General features: G+C 53.6%; 19 protein-coding genes and 1 tRNA gene. 7 read left to right on the top strand and 13 right to left on the bottom strand.

Annotated features, from left to right (window positions below; translation table 11 throughout):
* Window positions 1-2: 2 nt before the first annotated feature.
* Together QFZ34_RS13360 and QFZ34_RS13355 are read right to left on the bottom strand one after the other, a co-directional pair.
* Window positions 3-78: transfer RNA gene (locus QFZ34_RS13360), tRNA-Ala, on the bottom strand.
* A gap of 165 nt (window positions 79-243) precedes the next feature.
* Window positions 244-624, bottom strand: a complete 381-nt coding sequence (locus QFZ34_RS13355) for a TIGR02300 family protein (RefSeq protein ID WP_115054805.1) — start codon at window positions 622-624, stop codon at window positions 244-246.
* A gap of 344 nt (window positions 625-968) precedes the next feature.
* On the opposite strand from QFZ34_RS13355, the gene aroA reads away from it, so the two are divergent.
* From aroA to rpsA, 4 genes are all read left to right on the top strand, one after another.
* A complete protein-coding gene (gene aroA / locus QFZ34_RS13350; protein WP_307281764.1) occupies window positions 969-2,324 on the top strand; it encodes a 3-phosphoshikimate 1-carboxyvinyltransferase in 1,356 nt (451 codons plus the stop codon).
* Window positions 2,325-2,331: 7 nt separating this feature from the next.
* Window positions 2,332-2,649 (top strand): hypothetical protein, encoded by a 318-nt coding sequence (locus tag QFZ34_RS13345; protein WP_307281761.1) that lies wholly within the window; start codon window positions 2,332-2,334, stop codon window positions 2,647-2,649.
* A 341-nt stretch (window positions 2,650-2,990) separates the two neighbouring features.
* Window positions 2,991-3,629: a (d)CMP kinase gene (gene cmk / locus QFZ34_RS13340; protein ID WP_307286316.1), complete on the top strand. Its 639-nt coding sequence runs from the start codon at window positions 2,991-2,993 to the stop codon at window positions 3,627-3,629.
* A gap of 138 nt (window positions 3,630-3,767) precedes the next feature.
* Window positions 3,768-5,468, top strand: a complete 1,701-nt coding sequence (gene rpsA, locus QFZ34_RS13335; RefSeq protein ID WP_115054601.1) for a 30S ribosomal protein S1 — start codon at window positions 3,768-3,770, stop codon at window positions 5,466-5,468.
* 75 nt (window positions 5,469-5,543) lie between these two features.
* Here rpsA and QFZ34_RS13330 read toward each other — a convergent pair whose 3' ends face one another.
* On the bottom strand, window positions 5,544-6,131 hold the full coding sequence (locus QFZ34_RS13330) for a hypothetical protein (RefSeq protein ID WP_307281755.1): 588 nt from the start codon (window positions 6,129-6,131) through the stop codon (window positions 5,544-5,546).
* Window positions 6,132-6,534: 403 nt separating this feature from the next.
* Between QFZ34_RS13330 and QFZ34_RS13325 the strand changes: the two genes are divergently transcribed.
* Window positions 6,535-7,563, top strand: a complete 1,029-nt coding sequence (locus tag QFZ34_RS13325) for a LacI family DNA-binding transcriptional regulator (protein WP_307281752.1) — start codon at window positions 6,535-6,537, stop codon at window positions 7,561-7,563.
* A 131-nt stretch (window positions 7,564-7,694) separates the two neighbouring features.
* The gene (locus QFZ34_RS13320) at window positions 7,695-8,663 is read left to right on the top strand and encodes a complex I NDUFA9 subunit family protein (RefSeq protein WP_115054598.1); all 969 of its coding nucleotides are present in this window, start codon (window positions 7,695-7,697) and stop codon (window positions 8,661-8,663) included.
* A gap of 17 nt (window positions 8,664-8,680) precedes the next feature.
* Here QFZ34_RS13320 and QFZ34_RS13315 read toward each other — a convergent pair whose 3' ends face one another.
* From QFZ34_RS13315 to QFZ34_RS13270, 10 genes are all read right to left on the bottom strand, one after another.
* Window positions 8,681-10,303 carry a GMC family oxidoreductase gene (locus QFZ34_RS13315; protein WP_307286313.1) on the bottom strand — a complete coding sequence of 541 codons (1,623 nt, stop codon included), beginning with the start codon at window positions 10,301-10,303 and terminating at the stop codon, window positions 8,681-8,683.
* A 2-nt stretch (window positions 10,304-10,305) separates the two neighbouring features.
* Complete coding sequence (locus tag QFZ34_RS13310) at window positions 10,306-11,835, bottom strand: FGGY-family carbohydrate kinase (RefSeq protein ID WP_307281747.1); 1,530 nt, start codon at window positions 11,833-11,835, stop codon at window positions 10,306-10,308.
* A 32-nt stretch (window positions 11,836-11,867) separates the two neighbouring features.
* The gene (locus tag QFZ34_RS13305) at window positions 11,868-12,632 is read right to left on the bottom strand and encodes a class I fructose-bisphosphate aldolase (RefSeq protein WP_307286310.1); all 765 of its coding nucleotides are present in this window, start codon (window positions 12,630-12,632) and stop codon (window positions 11,868-11,870) included.
* Window positions 12,608-14,431, bottom strand: a complete 1,824-nt coding sequence (locus QFZ34_RS13300) for a glycerol-3-phosphate dehydrogenase/oxidase (protein WP_307281744.1) — start codon at window positions 14,429-14,431, stop codon at window positions 12,608-12,610. Before QFZ34_RS13300 ends, QFZ34_RS13305 begins: the two co-directional genes overlap by 25 nt.
* 11 nt (window positions 14,432-14,442) lie before the next feature.
* Window positions 14,443-15,438, bottom strand: a complete 996-nt coding sequence (locus QFZ34_RS13295) for an aldo/keto reductase (protein WP_307281741.1) — start codon at window positions 15,436-15,438, stop codon at window positions 14,443-14,445.
* Window positions 15,435-16,445, bottom strand: a complete 1,011-nt coding sequence (locus tag QFZ34_RS13290; RefSeq protein WP_307281738.1) for a sugar-binding transcriptional regulator — start codon at window positions 16,443-16,445, stop codon at window positions 15,435-15,437. Before QFZ34_RS13290 ends, QFZ34_RS13295 begins: the two co-directional genes overlap by 4 nt.
* Before the next feature lies 1 nt (window position 16,446).
* The gene (locus tag QFZ34_RS13285; protein WP_115054591.1) at window positions 16,447-17,436 is read right to left on the bottom strand and encodes an ABC transporter permease; all 990 of its coding nucleotides are present in this window, start codon (window positions 17,434-17,436) and stop codon (window positions 16,447-16,449) included.
* A gap of 22 nt (window positions 17,437-17,458) precedes the next feature.
* Window positions 17,459-18,997 carry a sugar ABC transporter ATP-binding protein gene (locus tag QFZ34_RS13280; protein WP_307281736.1) on the bottom strand — a complete coding sequence of 513 codons (1,539 nt, stop codon included), beginning with the start codon at window positions 18,995-18,997 and terminating at the stop codon, window positions 17,459-17,461.
* Between the two features lie 72 nt (window positions 18,998-19,069).
* Window positions 19,070-20,098 carry a substrate-binding domain-containing protein gene (locus tag QFZ34_RS13275; protein ID WP_307281729.1) on the bottom strand — a complete coding sequence of 343 codons (1,029 nt, stop codon included), beginning with the start codon at window positions 20,096-20,098 and terminating at the stop codon, window positions 19,070-19,072.
* Between the two features lie 241 nt (window positions 20,099-20,339).
* Window positions 20,340-21,146, bottom strand: coding sequence for an undecaprenyl-diphosphate phosphatase (locus QFZ34_RS13270; RefSeq protein ID WP_307281727.1), 807 nt, complete (start codon window positions 21,144-21,146; stop codon window positions 20,340-20,342).
* A 260-nt stretch (window positions 21,147-21,406) separates the two neighbouring features.
* Between QFZ34_RS13270 and QFZ34_RS13265 the strand changes: the two genes are divergently transcribed.
* Window positions 21,407-22,099 carry a glutathione S-transferase family protein gene (locus QFZ34_RS13265; RefSeq protein WP_115054588.1) on the top strand — a complete coding sequence of 231 codons (693 nt, stop codon included), beginning with the start codon at window positions 21,407-21,409 and terminating at the stop codon, window positions 22,097-22,099.
* The last annotated feature ends 36 nt before the right edge of the window (window positions 22,100-22,135 follow it).

Here is a 22,135-nt window from a genome sequence, read left to right as displayed (position 1 = left end):
TTTGGTGGAGCCAAGCGGGATCGAACCGCTGACCTCTTGCATGCCATGCAAGCGCTCTCCCAGCTGAGCTATGGCCCCATTCCAATCGACCCATTGGGCCGTGCCGGTAAACCGGCTTATATTCAACAAGGACTGGTAACCTTGTTATGCCATCCGAAGATGGCGGGTTATTAGCTTCCGCTCACGCGAAGATCAAGCCCCGTTCGCCGCTTATTTCTCGGCGAACGGAACTTATTTTTAGAATCAATTCTCGTCGTCGTCGCCTATGCCGCCGCCAAGAATGTCAGTGACGTCGTCATCTTCGTCTTCTTCGTCGGTCGCGAGGAATGTATCGTCATCGTCCGAATCATCGACTTCAACATCGTCGCCCAAATCCGGAACATCACTGTCTGTGTCGCCATCAGCTTCTTCGAGAGCCACGAATTCCGGCTTCTCCAGTGCTACATCCAGCTCTTCAGTTTCTACTTCTTCCTCTTCCTCCCGGGCAGAGACCGTCGTCTCAAAATAGCTGAGCGGATAGGTCTTGCCTGTGAACGGCGAAACAATAGGGTCGCGGTTCAGGTCATAAAATTTCTGCCCGGTTTCCGGGTCAACACGCTTGGTGCCAAGTTTTGGATTAGCCACGTTCTGCCTCGTCTTGCTGCGCTTGCCTGCATTCGGCTGACAATCATTGCGCCATGTGCTCCCAGGGACCCACGTGCACGCAATAACACTTTGTATTGGCGCATAATCCTTATCCAAAATCGAATCGATTTTTGGGGTTATACGCTTGTTTCCTGAAGACGCAGCTTTTCCGACCGCACCTCATAAAAAAATTCGTGGTCCCATAAACGCAATTCGCCGCATTTGTCAAAGCGAAAAAAGCACTGCGTGAGGATTGAATTTGCAAGATGACCAAGGAACCAAGCTGTGTTAGAGCCTACCGAGTTTGCCCCGCCCACCCTATTTTTCGCGATTGACCCTTAATCATGTCCCACGATTCGCTGCCAAAACCTGCAATATCCCGCCGCTCAAACGCCCTTACAGGCGATATCCGTATTCCCGGCGACAAATCGATCTCGCATCGCTCTTTCATGTTTGGCGGTCTGGCCTCTGGCGAAACCCGCATTACCGGCCTGCTTGAAGGTGAGGACGTTATCAATACAGGACGCGCCATGCAGGCCATGGGTGCAACAATTGCCAAAGAAGGCGACGTTTGGATTATCAAGGGAACGGGCAATGGCTGTCTGTTGCAGCCTGAAGCGCCTCTCGACTTCGGCAATGCCGGCACCGGCGCACGTCTTACCATGGGGCTTGTCGGGACCTATGCCATGGAAACCACCTTCATCGGCGATGCATCCCTATCAAAGCGGCCGATGGGCCGCGTCCTCAATCCACTGCGCGAAATGGGCGTTCAGGTTTCCGCTGCCGATGGCGACCGGATGCCGCTCACCTTACGCGGCCCCAAAGTAGCCGCTCCTATCACTTACCGGGTCCCAATGGCTTCGGCGCAGGTGAAATCAGCTGTTTTGCTCGCTGGTTTGAACACACCCGGCATAACCACAGTGATTGAACCGGTGATGACCCGCGACCATACGGAAAAGATGCTGCAAGGCTTTGGCGCGAATCTCTCCGTGGAAACTGACAAGAATAATGTGCGCCATATTCGCATTGAAGGCCAGGGCACATTGACCGGCCAGACAATCGATGTACCGGGTGACCCTTCCTCGACAGCTTTTCCACTGGTCGCCGCTCTGCTGGTTCCCGGCTCGGATGTCACCATCCGCAACGTCCTGATGAACCCGACCCGCACCGGGCTGATTCTGACCTTGCAGGAAATGGGTGCGAATATTGAAATCATGAATGCCAGACTTGCAGGGGGCGAGGATGTTGCCGATCTGCGTGTGAGATATTCTGAACTGAAGGGCGTGGAGGTACCGGCAGACCGTGCGCCGTCGATGATCGACGAATATCCCGTTCTGGCTGTTGCGGCGAGTTTTGCCAGCGGTGAGACGGTGATGAACGGGCTGGAAGAATTGCGGGTGAAGGAGTCTGACCGGCTTTCTGCCGTGGCCAATGGCTTGAAGGTCAATGGCGTCGATTGCACGGAAGGCACCGAAACACTGAGTGTGCGCGGACGCCCGAACGGCAAGACGATCGGCGGCGGTATAGTGGAAACCCACCTTGATCATCGTATCGCAATGAGCTTCCTCATCATGGGATTGGTTTCAGAAAAACCGGTTACCGTCGATGATTCGACCATGATTGCGACAAGTTTCCCTGAATTCATGGCGATGATGGCTGGCATGGGGGCACAGATCACTGAACTTGCTGCGCCAGCATGACGACCCAATGAATTCATTTTTTTCGGCTATTACAGTTTATGGGCTTTACGGAATGTCCAGTATCCCATTCATCGTGTGGGCCGCAAAGAGTGCCCATGCCGGCACGCTCGCCAGCAGGTCCGACCGGCGGTGGCCGGGTATAAGCTGTACGATTTTTCGTATCGTTCTTCCTTTACTGCTGATCTTCCTCTATGCGTGGAACATCTCCGAAGCTGCGGTTGCGAGCGAGTGGATGCCTTACCAGTTTCTCCTGCTGCCACCAGCACTTGGGTCGATAGCCGGTTACGGTATAGGGTTCTTTACAGGCAACAGGACAACCAACTGATGTATTTCCTGCTGGCATCAATTGCGATTACGGCTATCCCCTACGCTATAGAGCGCATCGGACTCAAAGTTCGCTTCGGGCTGTTCGCGCTGCTATTCTGGCTATTTGTTTTCCAGCTGTTTCTCATCCTCGCAATTGATACATTCCTGCAAAATCTGGCTACCTATCTGCCCGAGTGGCTCGAATCGATGATGACGACGCTTGGCGGCTTTGCCTTTGTAACCATCGGCATTACACCGCTCATCACGCTAGTTCTGGCCGCAGCCTATCTGCTTTTTGCGCTCTGGCAGTGGTTCTTCGACAAGGATGAACTCGAATTATCGCCGCCGAAACATTTCACCATCGCCATTGATGGTCCAGCGGCCTCAGGCAAGGGCACGCTTGCACGGCGTCTAGCCCAATTTTACGGATATCATCATCTCGACACGGGTCTTACCTACCGCGCGGTGGCCAAAACCTTGCTGGATCAGGGCATGCCGCTCGACGATGAGTTTTTGGCCGAGAAAGCCGCACGTTCAATCGATCTGTCGACATTGGATCGTACCGTTCTGTCCGCACACGATGTTGGTGAAGCAGCATCAAAAGTCGCCATCATGCCGGCCGTACGCCGGGCACTAGTCTCGGCACAGCAGGGATTTGCCTTGCTATCGCCGGGTGCAGTGCTGGATGGGCGCGATATCGGTACCGTTGTCTGCCCTGATGCTCCCGTGAAGCTTTACATTACTGCCTCGCCAGAAGCGCGGGCCAAGCGGCGGCATGATGAAATCAAAGCCAGCGGCAAGGACGTAAATTATCAGGATGTTCTCGACGACCTTACCCGCCGCGACGCGCGTGACATGGGGCGCACAGACTCTCCGTTGAAGCCGGCAGCGGACGCGCACTTGCTTGATACGACAGAAATGGATATAGAGACCGCGTTTCTTAATGCCAAAACTCTGATCGATCAGGCCTTGGCGCGGGAAGCCCGTAATACCAAGTAATACATTTGCAGTCAGCCCTCGCACCGGATTGCCCTCATAGGGCGGGTTGGCATGTGAATGATCCGTAACTCGAACCACCGGTGCCTGTGTCCAAAAACCTTTCCTAAAAGCGGAAAGCCGGACACTTCAGGAGTATATATGTCTCAAGCCAATCCATCGCGCGAAGATTTCGAAGCTCTTCTCGCCGAGTCCTTTGCCACCAACGACCTTGCAGAAGGTTATGTTGTAAAGGGCCGTGTTGTTGCCATCGAAAAAGATATGGCGATCATTGACGCCGGTCTCAAGGTTGAAGGCCGCGTTCCGCTGAAGGAATTCGGCGCGAAAGCCAAGGACGGTTCGCTCAAGCCAGGCGATATCGTTGAAGTTTATGTTGAGCGCATCGAAAATGCGCTGGGTGAAGCTGTTCTGTCGCGCGAAAAAGCACGCCGCGAAGAGAGCTGGGTTCGCCTGGAAGAGAAGTTCAACCGCGGCGAACGTGTCGATGGCGTGATCTTCAATCAGGTCAAGGGTGGTTTCACTGTCGATCTCGATGGCGCCGTAGCCTTCCTGCCGCGCTCACAGGTTGACATCCGTCCGATCCGCGATGTTACCCCGCTTATGCACAATCCGCAGCCCTTCGAAATCCTCAAGATGGACAAGCGTCGCGGCAACATCGTTGTATCGCGTCGTACAGTTCTCGAAGAGAGCCGTGCGGAACAGCGTTCTGAAATCGTCCAGAACCTCGAAGAAGGTCAGGTCGTTGAAGGCGTTGTCAAGAACATCACCGATTACGGTGCGTTCGTTGACCTCGGCGGTATTGACGGTCTTCTGCACGTAACAGACATGGCATGGCGCCGTGTGAACCATCCTTCGGAGATCCTGAGCATTGGCCAGACGGTCAAGGTTCAAATCATTCGTATCAATCAGGAAACACATCGTATTTCGCTCGGCATGAAGCAGCTCGAAAGCGATCCTTGGGATGGTATCGGTGCGAAGTACCCAATCGGCAAAAAGATCACCGGTACGGTTACCAACATCACTGATTACGGTGCATTCGTTGAGATCGAGCCAGGCATCGAAGGCCTTATCCACGTTTCTGAAATGTCCTGGACAAAGAAGAACGTGCATCCGGGCAAGCTGCTCTCGACAACACAGGAAGTCGAAGTCGTTGTTCTCGAAGTGGATCCGGTCAAGCGCCGCATCTCCCTCGGTCTCAAGCAGACACTCGACAATCCTTGGACCACTTTTGCTGAAAAGTTCCCTGTCGGTACGATCGTCGAAGGCGAAGTCAAGAACAAGACCGAGTTTGGCCTGTTCATTGGCCTCGATGGCGATGTAGACGGCATGGTTCACCTCTCCGATCTCGACTGGAATCGTCCAGGCGAACAGGTCATCGAAGAGTACAACAAGGGTGACATGGTCAAGGCGCAAGTTCTCGACGTTGACGTCGAGAAAGAGCGCATCTCGCTTGGCATCAAGCAGCTTACCGGCGACAAGGTCGGCGAAGCAGCGACTTCGGGTGAATTGCGCAAGAACGCCGTTGTAACCGTAGAAGTTACGGCGATCACCGATGGTGGCCTTGAAGTGCGTCTGGTCGATCACGACCTCGACACCTTCATCCGCCGTGCTGATCTGTCCCGTGACCGCGACGAACAGCGTCCAGAGCGCTTCACTGTTGGTCAGAAGGCAGACGCGCGCGTCATCGCTTTCGACAAGAAGACCCGCAAGCTGCAGGTTTCCATCAAGGCGCTTGAAATCGCTGAAGAGAAGGAAGCTGTTGCCCAGTATGGTTCGACAGACTCCGGCGCTTCGCTCGGCGACATTCTCGGCGCAGCCCTGAAGAACCGCGAAAAGAACTAAGTCCACTTTCGGACTTGAGTTAAAAAACCCGCCGGTTCGCCGGCGGGTTTTTTGTTGCAAGGGCTTGTTCCTAAACTAGATCGTATCGAACTGAACGAGGATGAAAGCCATTTGAATGATTAGAGCTGCGACCAGAATTGCAAGTCGGGCTCTTCGGTTGCTAAAGTAAATCCCGGCACTGAGCAGCCCTATCAGCGCCAGATTACGCAAGGGATATTCAGGCCCGAGAGAGAGGAAGTGGGCGTACCCCTTCATTGCGGTATCGATAAAATCGAAAACAAATATCGATATCATAATGCCGAAAAACCAGGCTCTGCGGGACATGAAGTAATCTTCATAGCCGTCATAGCCCTCCATACTGTCCGGAAACAGCATGGCGCATGCCAGAAAGTGCAAGCTGGCGAAAAAGATGACGAAGAGATAGGCCTCGAATTTCCATAGCACCAGCTGGTGAAGATAGAACTCAAACCACCAGAAATGGACCACCGTAAGCAGGGTAAAAAGCACCCAGCCCAAATGAACGACATAGATATTTCTGTGCTGCGGATGCTGGATGATCCGGGCAACACCGGTAAGCAGACGCGATACGCTGAGTCCGAGAATAATGCCTATGATGACCCGTACGTGTGTGAATACTTCCGGATTTGGTATTGCGCCTTCCATCAGTCAATCTCCATGCCATGTCTCTACGAAATCGACATTTGCGTAGTGCTGCGATGGTATGGGCGCAAATGTCATATTCACTCCTTAGCAGTCTGGATTTGAATACTATTTCAACAATATCGAATCTGGCAGCTAGAAATTTATTCCAGCATAGATTATTAAAACCTATTGGTTCAGATACGTGCATTAATCGGCTGGAAAAGTATTTATATGGTTTTTTGCAATCAATGAATTAACATTAGATCTTTAGCAAATGAATATCATCTCACTATACGCTTAATTGCTACTTTTACGAATATTTGTGCAACTGAAAGTTGCACAGTTTTGACCTCATTCATTTATCAGGACTCAGCCTGCAATTCTTTTTTTCGGATTGCCTGTGGTCCAAAAAGGAATTTAACCGATGCCCAAAGACATCAAAACTATGGAAGACTTTTCCGAATTTGCTGGTCTTTCGCGCCCGACAGTGTCGAAATACTTTAACGATCCATCGTCTGTCCGCAAAAGCACGCGCAAAATTGTCGAAGCCGCGATCCTTCGCTCCGGTTACAAGCCCAACCTTTTTGCCAGCAATCGAAGAACGCATATTCTTGGCGTGATCGTGCCTAATTCCAACGATCCATTCTATATGTCACTGACACGTCGCATACAGGATTTGGCGGGTTTGGCAGGCTATATGGTTTTCATGCAAAGCTCCGAAGGACGACCGGAGCTTGAGCAGCGCGCGCTTGAAACATTCCAATCCATGAATGTAGCTGGCGTTATCATAGGCGCGCTCGGCTCGTCATCACATCAGGAAAAACTGGCAAAAGCCGCTGAGTCAGTACCCATTGTGTATATTGACTCCTCGCTTGATGATACGTCCCCCTTCGTGGGAACCGATAACAGGCAGAGCGTCAAGCTCATCGTGGATTATCTAACCAGATCAGGCGACGCTCCATGTTATTTTGGCATGCCGCCGCTTAACAATAATGTGCAGGGTCGCAGGAGCGCCTATGTCGCGGCAATGGATGATCTGGGCTTGGAGCCGCTTTTTGTGCCCGTGGATCCAGAAAACACATGGAACCTTGAAAAATTCGCCTTTGATGCCGCTATTCGAATCTTGCGAAATGGATCTTTTCCGACCAAGACCGTGCTATGCGGCAATGACCGCATAGCGGCAGGTCTTTCGGCCGCGGCCTATCAAGCGGGACTGAAGATTGGCCGGCGTCAGAATGATGACCTTCGCTTGGCAGGGCACGATGACCAGCCCTTTGCTCGTTATATGTGCCCGCCGCTCACCACTGTTGCGCAAAACCATAAGGAAATCGGTCGGCTGGCGGTCGAATTGATGTTTCAGAAGCTCGGCGAAACGCGTGACACCAAAACAGTATTACCGGCAAATGAGCGCATTCTTTTAAACGCCGAAATCATGCTGCGCATGTCGGCCTGACGATCTATATGGTTCAAAGCGCGGCAACGCGCCGCGAGATTCGTGAGACAACAGGCCTTTGCGTCGACATCAAAACGCATTAAACAGCATAGAAATAGCTGTTGTACGTTTTGACTGCTCAGGAGAGTTCAATGACAATCACCAAACCAAAACTGGTTACTGTTTTTGGAGGCTCTGGCTTTGTCGGTCGTCACGTGGTTCGCGCGCTCGCCAAACGCGGCTACCGGGTTCGGGTCGCGGTTCGACGCCCTGATCTTGCATTTCATCTGCAGCCATTGGGTGGCGTTGGTCAAATTCAGGCAGTTCAAGCCAATCTGCGCTACCGTTGGTCGGTGGATCGCGCAGTCGCCGGTTCTGACCATGTCATCAATCTGGTTGGCATCCTTTATGAGGGAGGCAGCCAGCGTTTCAGCACGGTACATGATTTTGGCGCGCGTGCTGTTGCTGAAGCAGCCCGTGCAGCAGGCGTTCCCCTTACCCATATGTCGGCGCTGGGTGCTCATTCGCAATCGCAATCCGCATATGCCAGTACGAAAGGGCGCGCTGAAGAAGCCGTTCTGAAAATTCTGCCGGAGGCGTATATTATCCGCCCGTCCGTTATTTTTGGACCAGAGGATGGATTCTTCAACAAGTTTGCCGGCATGGCGCGCATATCCCCGTTCCTGCCATTGGTCGGCGGTGGTCATACAAAGTTTCAACCGGTTTATGTCGGCGATGTGGCCGAGGTGATCGCGCGTTCTGTCGACGGTGCCTTGCAGCAGGGCAGAATTTACGAATTAGGCGGCGGAGAAGTTCTGACGTTCCGCCAGTGCATGGAAGAAATGCTCCGTGTTATTGGCCGCAAGCGGGCATTCCTCCCCATTCCATTCTGGGTAGCATCCATACAAGGCTCGATCCTTGGGCTATTGCCAAAGCCGATGATTACTTCCGATCAGGTGATCCAGCTTAGAAATGACAATGTCGTTTCCGAACAAGCAAAGGCAGAAGGGCGCACGCTTGAAGGCCTCGGCATTCGTCCGCAAACCATTGAGACGATTTTGCCGTCATATCTTTGGCGCTTCCGTGTGCAGGGTCAGTATTCCAGCCAGAAGCCTGCTTGATTAGAGCAAAATTTGCCCTAGCGGGCTGCTGTCAGAATTAGGTCGGCAGCTTTTTCTGCGATCATGATAACCGGCGAGTTTGTATTGCCAGAGACGATGGATGGCATCACCGATGCATCCACAATCCGCAACCTTTCCAGCCCATGCACCTGCAAGTCCGTATTGACGACCGCCAAATTGTCACGGCCCATCCGGCACGTACCAACCGGATGAAAAATCGTCGTTGCAATATCACCTGCGCGATGAATTAACTCGTCATCGCTTTGATATTGCGTTCCAGGCAGCATTTCCTGTGGTTGGTATTTCATTGCAGCCTTGGTCGCCATCAGATTTCGGGCATGACGAATTGACCGGGCTGCAAGCAGCCTGTCGCCCACCGTCGACAGGTAGTTCGGCTTGATATTGGGTGGAAGGCTGGAATCAGCCTTGCTTATATGGACTGTACTTCTGCTTTCTGGCCGCAAATTGCAAACCGAGACGGTAACAGCGGGATAGCGATGCAGAGGCTCGCCCAGCCGATCTGTGCTGAGCGGTTGCACGTGGTATTCAAGATCAGGCGTTTGGAGTCCGGGATCGCTTTTTGCGAAAATGCCGAGCTGACTCGGGGCCATGGACAAAGGTCCTGAGCGGCGTAGCGCATATTCGAACCCCATGGCAGCCCGCGAGAAGAGATTGTGATAAAGTTGGTTCAATGTTCGCGCACCTTCGATGCGGAACACTGTCCTGATTTGAAGATGGTCCTGCAGATTTTCACCCACCCCAGGCAGATCGTGCAAGGGCGCAGCGCCTGCATCTTTCAAAATGGCAGGGTTTCCGATGCCGGACAGTTCCAGGATTTTCGGAGAGTTGATTGCGCCTGCCGACAGAATGATTTCGCCCGAAGCGCGTGCAATGCAGGCTCGGCCCTGCAAACGATAACCGATCCGCACGGCCCGCTTGCCTTCGAATTCCACCCGCTCCACTTCTGCCCCGGTCACGACCCGCAAGTTGCGTCGCTTCATGGCAGGGCGAAGAAACGCCTTGGTGGTATTCCAGCGTAAGCCGCCACGCTGATTAACTTCGAAATAGCCCGAGCCTTCATTATCGCCGGTATTAAAATCTTCCGTTTTGGGAATGCCAAGCTCTTCCGCCGCATCCCGAAATGCATCGAGAATGGGCCAGGATAATCTTTGACGTTCCACCCGCCATTCACCGCCAGCTCCATGCAAGGCGGACTTTCCACGATAATTGTCTTCAGACTTGAGAAAATAGGGCAGCACGTCATCCCAGCCCCAGCCAGTATTGCCTGCCTGACGCCAGCCATCGTAATCGGCTGCCTGTCCGCGCATATAGATCATGCCGTTGATCGACGAGCAGCCACCCAGCACCTTACCGCGCGGATAGGGAAGAGTGCGGCCATTCAAACCTGGTTCAGCAGCGGTCTTCATCATCCAGTCGGTTCTGGGATTCCCCATGCAAAAGAGATAGCCGATTGGCACGTGTATCCAGTGGTATCGGTCGTTTCCGCCAGCCTCAAGCAAGAGAACGCGATGCTTTGGATTGGCAGAAAGCCTGTTGGCAAGAACGCACCCCGCCGAACCAGCCCCGACGATGATAAAGTCGTAGACGCCCTCATCGAAGGCTTGCTCGGTGCGATGCATATTCACGCTGCCACCTCGGTCGCGACTGCATCGCTTTCCGCCATTTGCCGCCAGATTGGAGCCATAGCTGCGGCAATCTCGAGGTATAATTGGTAGCGACGTTCATAATGCTTTGCTCGTTTTGCATCGGGCTTGTAGTGCCGCTCACTGGTGACCATTGCTTCAGCACCAGCAGAAAAATCTGCGAATATGCCAATTCCCGTTCCTGCCGCGATGGCAGCCCCCAGCGCACCCGTCTGGCTTGAGCGGGCAATGGATACAGGCAAACCCAGCACATCGGCGAATATTTGCGGCCAGATCAAGCTGCGCGAACCGCCTCCGGAAAGCACGGCCTCGTTGAAGCTCGCTCCGGCGGCGCGCATCATTTCGATGTGCTGGCGATGGCCGAAAGCTACGCCTTCCAGCAATGCTCGAACCATATGGCCTTTTGTATGCCAGCCTGCAACACCGTAGAAACCCGCCCGCGCATTACCGTCCTGTTGCGCGCCATAAAGAAAGGGATGGTAGATTGGATCATTTGCCGCTGGCTCAATTGATGATGCCAATTCGCAGCAGACATCGAATGGTGATTGACCATCCGGCTGCTCGCCATGGAAGAATTCACGCACCAGCCATTCAAGATTGGCTGCTGAAGTAGCACTCGATTCAATCGCCATATAGCGATCGCGATCAAAGGTCGATGACATGAACACCGGGCCTTCCAGGCGCGGACGATCAATGATCACCTGGTTAATACTCCATGTTCCAGCAATGATGGAAGCGGCACCCGTGCGCGTGACCCCGGACCCGATGGCGGAAGCGATCACGTCAAAGAATCCGCCAATGACTGGCGTTCCAGCGGCCAATCCGGTTTCAGCAGCCGCCTTCGCCGTGACCGTTCCCGCAATGTCCGCACTTTCGATCAAAGGCGGCAGCATGTCCATGCAGTCGCCCAAACCGAACGCGTCCAGAAGGTCTTGGTCATAGCGGCGTTCGGCAACATTCAACAATCCGCAGCCGGTCATGTCGGACACTTCACTGACCCGCGCACCCGTTAAGCGATTGACCACGAAATCCTTGCACAGAAACACTGTCCCGATCTTGCGAAAGGTTTCCGGGCGATTACGCTTGATCCACGCCAGCAGGGTTGGGGTTTGGGATGGCCAGGGACGTTGCAAACCTATCGGATAGGTGCGATCTCCGACGCCTTCAGCCAATAATGACTCGACAAGTGGTGCTGCACGTGTGTCCAGCGACTGGATTGCAAACAATGGTTCACCGGAATGATCCAGCGTATAAAGCCCATTGCCATGTCCCGCACAGCCGATTGCTGCGATATCTTCAGGCTCGATCCCGGCCTGTTCGATGCAGGTTCTGATGACAAGCTTGGCATTCTCCCAAAGTTCCCCGAGACCCCGCTCCACATGCCCGGGAAAGGGCATCGCACTGTGCCCTTCCTGTGCAGCTGAAGCGATTTCACGGCCTTGCCTGTCAAAGATCACCGCCTTGATGATCGTGTTGCCAGCATCGAGCCCTAATAGATATTCTCCCATCCGGAACCCCTCCTCAGGTTCTATGCTTATGCTCAGCCCTCTTGATAAAGCGCGTAGGCATCCTCGCCGCTGGCATCGTCATGGATTATGGCCATTAGTCCACGAACCACAGCGCCCGGATTTGCATGCTGGTAGATATTGCGGCCATAGACCATACCCATCGCGCCCTGCTGCATTAAAGCTGCCGATTTGACGAACACGTTCTTCAAGTCTTCTTTGCCGCCACCGCGCACAAGAACCGGGCAGCGGGCAGCTTCAACAACGCGATGAAAATCCTCTGCATTGGTTGTCGGATCAGCCTTGACGATATCGGCCCCCATCTCGCGGGCAAGCCGTGTCAGCGTTACGATCTTATCCGCATCGCCATCAACCATATAGCCTCCCCGCTCGGTGACCGGCTGCATGACCAGCGGCTCAATCATCAATGGCAACCCGTATTTGTCGCAATCGGCGCGCACACGTGAAATGTTTTGAACACATTGCCGAAACAGGTCCGGCTCATCGGGCAGCATGAACAGATTGACGACGACGCAGGCTGCATCCATTTCGATCGCGCCAATCAGTGGCTCGGCTTCATTCTGCAAAACCGCCCACATATTGCGGTGACGAAACGGGTTGTAAGGATTGCCCATGTCGATACGCATGACCAATGCGGGCTTATCTTTCCCGTCCACGTTTTGCAAAAGATCGGCTTGGCCGTAATTCATCTGTATGGCGTCTGGAGCTGCAGCAACCAATGCCTTCACGACAGATTCCATATCCTCCAGACCACTCAGGAAGGTCGGCTCATTGCACACTCCGTGATCGATCGCCACGTCGAGGCAGCGCCCCTTTGCCGAAAAGACGGTTCATCCGAACCTTGCTGTTGTTTCTCATGATAGTCTCCTTCTTCATTTCGTGCGCTTTGTGCGGCGATATCAGCGCCATGCCGCTCTGAGAGCAGGCATAAAAACTTCGCTCGCTCATCATTGCGGCGTGCAACAGACCATTCCTTTTCAGCGGCGAGCAGGCCCAGAACCGCGTCTGTCATCGATAGTGAAAGCTCTCCGCTGATCGCCAAGGTGGTGCGCCGCAGCAGGATGTCGTCCAAATGCTCAACCGCTTCGTTTCTAATCAGGAACAGAATCTCGCGCCTTGAGTAGCCTGGATGCGGCATTGCTTCATCGTTCCCCGCAGCAATGAATTGTGCGAGCACTTCAGCATCTGTTCCATATCGTTGGAACAATTGATCAATACGCTGTTCCTCAAGGCCGGTCAGGGCAGCGACACGCGATATCCATTCATCACTATTCGCCGGGAAAGCCCGGCCTCCGCCAATGGCGCGATCCTCTGTAACCACTCGTCGCTCACGGCCAAGTTTGGACAGAGCCATATTGGCAGCCAGTTCGCCAAAGGAACGGAACGTTGTCCACTTGCCGCCGATCATGCAAAGGACGGGCGGGCCGCTTTTATCCAGTTCGATAAAGGTGCAAAAATGATCTCGCGGAATGCGCCCCGTAAACTGATCCTTGCTCGCAGGCAGCGGACGCACGCCGGAAAACTGATAGACGATTTCTTCCGGCTTTATCTTGATTGCCGGCAGCACGAAGGCCAAGGATTGCAGAATGTAGTCTCGTTCCTCCGGGGTGCAGGTGACATTCTCCGGGTTATCAACCCGAATATCCGTAGAGCCAACCAGCACCTTACCAAGATAGGGAAAGAGAATGCAGACGCGGCCATCCTCATTCTCGTAATAGATCATATGGCCATCAAGGGCTTTCAGAAGCTCGGCATTGTCGATGATGAGGTGAGATCCCTTGGTGCCGCCCATGAGCGGTGCGGACAAGGCATTTTTTGGAAACAATGTGGCGTTGGCCATATCTATCCAGCCGCCCGTAGCATTGACAATCAGGTCAGGCTTTATGGTTATGGCGGCTCCGCTGATATGGTCATGGACAGCAAAAACGCCCGATGCATCCCGGCGAAGTTCGGCATAATTGACCACACGGGCCGAAGCATTGGCTGACATGCCATCCTGGAGCAGTTCAATTCCTATTCGCTCTGGATGGCTGACCCAAGCATCGTGATAGGTCGCCGAACTTTTGATGGCTGGGTTGAGCGCTGGCCATTTGCCAAGACTGGCTTGCCGCCCGCGAAATTGATGTTTGGGCATCAAAGCGCGCTTGCGTGTCAGAAAATCATAAATGCTTAAGCCTGCCTTTATGGCGAGAGCACCGCGCCTGCTTGGTTTGCGAGTCAGGCCAAGAAAACGCACAGCACCGTTGGCAAGGCCAGAGAATAAACTGAAAACCGGCACGGTCGTAGGCAAGGGCGCGACCATATGTGGGGCGTTGCGAAGCAGGCGGTCGCGTTCAACCAGTGATTCCTTCACCAGATTGAATTCACCGTTTTCGAGATAGCGAAGACCGCCGTGAACCATGCGCGAAAGAGCTGAGCTGGCGCCCGAACAATAATCATTCCTCTCGACAAGCAGAACATTGATGCCCTGCAGCGCCAGTTCACGGAACACGCTGAGGCCATTTATTCCGCCGCCGATGACACACACGTCCACCTTCGGGCTCCGGCGAAGCCCGTCAAATACTTCTTCACGCTTCATGATGCAGCCCGTTACCTGTCCATATTTGTCAGTTTCACTGCGATGGCCGCGTCAAGGGCCGCAAGGTCTTGCTCATCAAGTCTTATTGTTCCGGCTCTGGAATTTTCCAAAGCCTGTTCCGGATTTCGTGCACCGCACAGGGCAAATGTCACGCCGGGTTGTGCCAGCGTCCATGCAATCACTGCTTGGGCGATACTCGCCTGATGCTTTTCTGCTACGGGCTGGATTGCCTCGGCAAACTGTTTGGCCTTCAAACGATTACTGGTAGAAAAGCGGGGACTATCCTTGCGTTGATCATCACCCGAAAATACGCGATGCGGATCAATCGTCCCGGCAAGGAGCCCAAGCGCCAAAGAAGAATAGCTCAGTGTAGATACGCCTTGCTCTCGAGTGACCGGAAGTAGATCCGTCTCGATTTCGCGATCGATCATACTGAACCGTTCCTGTATAGCATCCAGCGAGCCGGTTGCGACATAGGCTTTGAGTTCGTCCTGGCTAAGATTGCTTGCGCCGATTGCGCGGATTTTGCCGGCACTGCGCAAATCTTCCAGTGCCTGTACGGTCTCCTCGATGGGTGTCGTCGGGTCCTGCCAATGCGTGATATACAGATCTATATAATCGGTACCCAGCCTTTTGAGACTCTCATCGATCTCGTGGAAAATCGCATCGCGCCCGAGATAGCGATGAACCGGTTTTCCATCCTGATCGAAAAAATGCTGTCCCTTCTGCGTGTGCCAGACCAGCCCGCATTTGGTGGCAATGATTGCCTTGTCACGCCTTCCCTTCAACGCCCTGCCAACGATCTCTTCCGAGCGCCCAAGGCCATAGGCGGGAGCTGTGTCGATTAAACTGACACCGGCATCAAGGGAGGCCTGTATTGCGGCTATGGACTGATTTTCATCAGTGCCACCCCACATCCAGCCGCCGATGGCCCATGTCCCCAAGCCAACAGCCGAGGCATTTACACCGGACTTGCCAATGGCACGCGTTAATTGCCCGACACTCATGCCCAGTCTCCTTCAGCTTCTGCAATTTCTAGAATACGCATCCCCGTTGCTTCATCCGTCACCAGCGTATCCAGATGGTTGCCGCGCATAATGCTGAGAATTGGCTTTGCCTTGTTCGGCCCACTCGCCACGCCAATCTTTGTTGGAATCGAGGCGAATTCACTTAAGGTGAGTGAAACGAGGGAATCGTTTAAGCTGTAGCCGCAAACCTGCCCCCGGTCGTCCAGCAGATGGGCCAGCAGTTCACAGCTTGCACCGGAGCGCTCAATCGCTTCCCGGTCGGTACTCGACGATGGGTGCAAGTCATAATAGCTCGAATCATCGGTCAGGATGGAGCCAATACCGACAACTGCGACTTTGGCTTCCCGCGCACGCTTAAAAACATCCGCGACCGACCGCATATTGATAAGCATCGATCGTTCTGCCGCCGTATCTGCAAAGAGTGGCGCATGAATTTGATAAGCCCGTCCGCCGAGCTTGTCGGCCAGCAATGTCGAAACGTGATTGACATCAGTGTAATGCTTGCCCTGGACACAGCCAGTTGCGGGCACAACCTCGATATTGAACGGCCGCGACACCTGCAGACCGGCAACAACGGCACTGACACCCTTGCCGCCTGTGATACAAATCGTATCGCCATCGGAGATTTGCTGCAGGAGCAACCTAGCCGCCGCTTCACCAACCGCCTGCAATGCTGTTTGCGGATTGTCCGACACTGTGGGCACCACGACAGCCCGATTGATACCCCCCAGCGCCAGCAACCGTTCTTCCAGATCGATAAGCGGTTCAACAGGTGACTTGATCTTGATTTCGACCAATCCGAGCTGACGCCCGCGTTTAATGAGGCGATTGACTGTCGGCTGTGATACCCCGAGCTGATCGGCGATCTGCGCTTGTGTCAGGCCTTCCACGAAGTGCAATACCAATGCCTGATGCATTTGCCTGGCAATGACAATCTCCTCGCGTGGTGCCGGAGATAGTTTTGCGTTGAGTCTGACGACAGTCATATCAGGAAGCCTTACGCTTGTGCAAAAAGTGGTCAATGGATACTGCGCCGAGTAGAATGCAACCCTTGATCATGTCCTGCCAGTAAACCGATATATTAAGCAGAACCAGCGAGCTTGTGACCACCGAAAGCAGGGCAATGCCGAGGATCGCACCAAGAATTGTTCCCGATCCGCCATTCAATGACGCGCCGCCAATAACAGCCGCTGCGATGATGTTCAGCTCCATGCCGACGCCGAATGTAGGGGTCGCCGCACCAAAGCGTGACATGTAGATAACGCCCGCAACACCGGCAAGGGTTGAACAAAGAACCGTTACCCAGAACTTTACCTGATTGGTCCTGATCCCGGAGTAGAGAGCGGCCTTTTCATTGCTTCCCGTGTAGAAAACTTTTCGCAAAGCTGTTGCACGCCGCAACAGGAAGTCGAAAAGTACAACGACAGCAATGAAAATTATGATGACATAGGGCACGCCGTGGAAACTGCCCTGCCCGATTGCCTTGAACGCGGGGGGTAGGGTGAAGAGCGAGAGCGGCGTTCCTTTGGTGATTATAAGGCAAAGGCCACGTACAATCACCATTCCGGCGAGCGACGTGATGAAGTGATTAAGTCCGACAACGGTAACAAAGAAGCCCATCACGCAGCCAATCAGACTGCTTGCCAGAATACCGATAAGAGAGGCGCTCCACGGGTCCAGTCCCGCAAGGAAAAGCGAGCCTGAAAGCACCATTGCGAAGCAGACTACGGAACCCACCGCCAGATCGATACCGCCGACGATGAGCAGAATTGTCATGCCAACCACAACAATGCCTTCAACGGAAAAGCTCATCAGCATGGCGCGGAAATTGCCGAGGGTCAGAAAATGCGGTGAAGCAAAGCTCATGGCAATGCACAGCGCCAGAATGATCGCGATCAGCCCAGCTTCCCGCATTGAACCCAGCCTTTTCCAAGACGGTGTCCGCGTAGCACTTACTCCGATTGTTTCAGCCACCATGTTATTTTCTCCCATAGACTTTTCAGGCAGCATGATCTGTCGCCAACCGTGTTTGTTCGCTTTGATTGACACCGGAAGCCAGCCGTATCACCGCCTCCTCCGTCATCTCATCTGCGCCGAGTTCACCTGCGATCGTTCCCTCCCGGATAACCAGCACCCGGTCACATAATCCAAGCAATTCCGGCAGCTCTGACGAGATGACAATGATTCCGATGCCGGACCTTGCCAGATCGCGAAGCAACAGGTGAATTTCGGATTTTGCGCCGACATCAATGCCGCGCGTCGGCTCATCCATCAGGATGACCTTCGGTTGCACCGCGAGCTGTTTGGCAATCGCGACCTTTTGCTGATTGCCGCCACTGAGCGCTGATACAGGCGTGTCGATGTTGGCCATACGAATATTCAGCCGCTGCGCGAATGCGTGGGCAAGCTGTGCTTCGCCCCGCGCATTAATCAGCCCCAGATGTCCCGTCAGCGCCTTGAGATTGAGAACGGAAATATTCTGGGCGATCGACATGTCGAGGAAAACGCCAGAACCTTTGCGGTCCTCGGAAAGATAGACGATGCCAGCCTCTACGGCATCCGTGTAAGTCTTGATTGCCTGTACCTGACCGTGCAAGCGGATTTCGCCATCCGTGATCGCCCGCAGACCGCAAATGCCCTCGGCAATCTCCGTGCGGCCAGAGCCGATCAGACCGCCAATGCCTAGTATCTCGCCTTTGTTCAACTCGATATTGATATCAAGGAAGCGGCTTCTGTCACCAAGGCCACGAACCGAAAGGATTGTCTCGCCTGACACCTCAGCGCTTTGCTGTTTAGGCGGATAGAGCTGGGTTATTTCACGGCCCACCATACGGCGGACAACATCATCGGGCGTCACATCTGCCACCCTCTCCGTGGACACATATCGGCCGTCGCGCAGAACCGTGACACGGTCGCAGAGCGAGAAAATCTCAGCCATTCGATGACTGATGTAAATAATGGAAATGCCGTTCGCTTTCAGATCCCGAATAATATCGAACAATATGCGGGTTTCGGCTTCGGTCAATGCAGCTGTTGGTTCGTCAAAGATCAGTACCCGGCAATCCAGTGTCAGAGCCTTGGCGATCTCCACCAGCTGTTGGCTGGAAATGGACAGATCCGCAACCTTTCGGCGCACGTCGATCGGTGCAAGCCGGTTCATGACTTCCTGCGCCTTACGTTCCAGTTTACGATAGTCCATCAGGAACGATCGCTGGCGGCTCGTCGCGGCCATGAAGATATTTTCCGCTATGCTTGCATCAGGACAAAGCGCGATTTCCTGGTGCACAAGCCCCAGACCAAATGATTGGGCTATTGAAGGAGAGGCGATTTTCACCGCCTCACCTTCCACGAGGATTTCACCCTCATCCGGTTGCAGCACACCGGCAATGATATTCATCAGCGTCGATTTGCCGGCTCCGTTTTCGCCGCAGATCGCGTGAATTTCCCCGCGATGGAGGCTGAAACTTACATTCGTCAACGCCTTTACCGCACCGAAGTGCTTTGTGACGTTGTGGATGTCCAGAACCGGTTTCGGCATGATGACGCTCCTCCCCAATACTTCACAAGACGCTACCCGGACTTTGCAAATCCGGATAGCGGATTGCGAAGTCTACTCCTCGATCCCTTTGGTACCGCGACGCTTCAGGTACTTGTCCCAGAAGAAATCATCCGCATTTTCCGCTGTGACGATGGACAGACCATTGTCAACGAATGGAATGCTCATCGGGTTGAACCCTGCCCGCTTGGCATCGTTCATAGGATCGATCAGTTCCGGATGCTTGGCCAACCAGAGCAGCATGAAACCCATATAGCCCTGCATGCCCTGATTGGGGTTGATTGAGCCAAAGACTTCACCGGCTTTGATCATGTCGAGAATATTGGCGTTGACGTCCGCGCACATGACGAGGATTTTACCGCCGCTTTCCTTACTTGCCTGGGCTGCGCCGATGGCCGAGTTGGCCTCCGGCATGAACACTGCACCAAGATTAGGATTGGCCTGCACGATACTCATCAAGCCTTGATAGGCTTTTGTCGGGTCCTGATTGGAGGCAGCGCGGCCAACCAATTTCATATCCGGCCACTTTTCCTTCATGCGGTCAACAAATGCCGTTACACGCTTGTCGTGATTATCCTGACCTGGATTTTCCAGCACCGCATATTCGCCCTTGCCACCAAGCTTGTTGGCAATGGCATCAGCCGCATAGGTGCCTTCACGAATATTATCCGAAGTGATGAACGATATGCGTTTTGACAATGGCGAGTCCGCCGCAAATGTCACGACTGCCGTTCCCTGACCGATAGCGCGGTTGATTGGCTCGATGAAGGGATCCGAGTTCATTGGGTGAACCAGAATGCCTGCCGGGTTCTGTGCCAATGCCTGATCAAAACTGGCGATCTGCTTGTTGACGTCATATTCCGGTGTTCCGGTATAGGCCGTCTCGCAGCCAAGCTGCTTGCCTGCCTGCTTGAACATCTCATAAACCGGGAACCAGTATTCGACACCCGACACCATGACGTTCATGACATATTTTTCGCCCGGCTTGCAGCGAAACGGCGATTCCGTTTCAGCCTTGGCTGGCGATGCAAATAATGTTGCTGCAAGGACCGCCATCGCGGTCGTGCCCAAAAAAGTACGCAAGTGTCCTCCTCGAGGCCGAAGCCCCTCCCATTTGTCCGCGGCGCTTCGAATGCAGCCACTTTACTTTGCGAAAACTGGCACTCCTCCTCGAATGCCAGCATGGGTAACTAATCTCAAAGAAAAGAGACTGTCAATAAAATTCATCACGTGAATAATAATTCATCTATACTTTGCAAAAAACCTCTGGCGGGCGGAAATATTCCGCCCATTGGCTGTCTTCAGTCTATGGAAAAGCCGTGACTTAGCGCATCAATATCAAAGCGACCAGGCCCACCGTACCGACAACAAGCCGCCACCAGGCAAAAAGGCCATAACCGTGGCGAGATACGTAACCCAACAGATAACGCACTACGAGCACGGCGGAGATAAAGGCTGCAAGGAAGCCGACGCCGATCAACGTCACATCATCGAATGTCAGGATATTGCGGTTCTTGAAAAGGTCGAGGGCAAAAGCGCCTGCCATGGTGGGCATGGCAAGAAAGAACGAGAACTCAGCCGCCGAACGCTTGTCAGCGCCCAAAAGCAAAGCTCCGACAATGGTCGAGCCAGAACGCGACGTGCCAGGGATCATGGCAAAGCACTGGAAAAGGCCGATTTTCAAATAGAGCGGCAATGGGAAATCCATCGCATCCGTATAACGTGGCTTCAGGTCGAGCCTATCCACCCATAGAAGGATAAGCCCACCCAGTATCAGCATCGTACAAATCAACATTGGCGATTCAAACAGGATTGCCTTGATCAACCCATGAGCAAGAACGCCAATGAAAACGGCGGGCAGAAATGCAATCAGCACACCGATTACAAAACGCCGGGCCTTCGGATCATTGGGCAAATCACGTGCTATTTTCAGAAGGCGTGCGGAGTAAACAGTCAGAATAGCAAGGATAGCACCGAGCTGGATCAGCACTTCGAAGGTCTTACCATTTGACTCGAAACCGAGAAAATGGCCTGCAAGCAGCAGGTGTCCTGTCGAAGAAACAGGGATGAATTCGGTAAGCCCCTCCAGCAATCCCAAGAAAAGCGCTTCGACAATTGTCTGAGTTTCCATGTTTATGCTTACCGCTTTCTTAATCCGTATTGCGGTTCCCGCCCGCCAAAAGGGCACCGCTACAATTGAATACACTGCACAATTTTTGTCTTAACCGATTCTCGTTTAAGAAATTATTCAGCGATAAGGACCTGCCCGTTAAATCGTGTTTACTTGTCTCATGCCGCCGTTGCGCCTATAGCATTGGCCCGGTGTCTGCCATGTTCGCAATACGATGCCGACCCGCAAAATGCCAGTTCGAAAGATTTAGAATATCTGCCATGTTGACGCTTTTTCATCATCCCATGTCCACCGGCTCGCGATATGTGCGACTGATCCTCAATGAATATGACATTGAAGTGCAGTTGATCGAGGAAAACAGTTGGGCACGCCGCAAGGAATTTCTGTCGCTCAATCCCGCAGGTACATTGCCCGTATTGCTTGCAGAAGGCGACGTGCCTGTGGCCGGGGCATCGGTGATTGCCGAATATATTGACGAAACACGTGGCGCATTAAAACGCAGCCGCCGTTTGTTTCCGGAAGACTCGCTCAATCGCGCAGAGGTACGCCGGCTTGTTGACTGGTTCTTGAGCAAGTTTGAAAATGAAGTGACACGGCATATGGCGCGTGAACGCATCTTCAAGTTGCATATGACAGCCGAGCAGGGTGGAGGCGCACCTGACAGCGCTGCCATCCGCGCCGCCCGGGCAAATATTACCCAGCATATGAGATATATTGACTGGTTGACCGCCACACGCAATTGGCTGGCTGGACCTGCACCGACCTATGCAGACATGGCTGCTGCGGCCTCCATCTCCATTCTAGACTATCTTGGAGAGATAAAATGGGCCGAGTATCGTGCGGCACGCGATTGGTATACCCGGATGAAGTCCCGACCCTCCTTCCGCCCGCTTCTTTCGGACCGCGTGCGCGGCTTGCCCCCTGCATCGCACTATGGTGATCTGGATTTTTGATCTTATAGGGTATTTAAGTTCTCATGCACGGGTGTC

The organism is Phyllobacterium ifriqiyense, from assembly GCF_030817885.1.
Taxonomy (GTDB): domain Bacteria; phylum Pseudomonadota; class Alphaproteobacteria; order Rhizobiales; family Rhizobiaceae; genus Phyllobacterium; species Phyllobacterium ifriqiyense.
The sequence above is the reverse complement of the archived record's forward strand: the minus strand, read 5'-3'. Positions and strand labels throughout refer to the sequence as shown.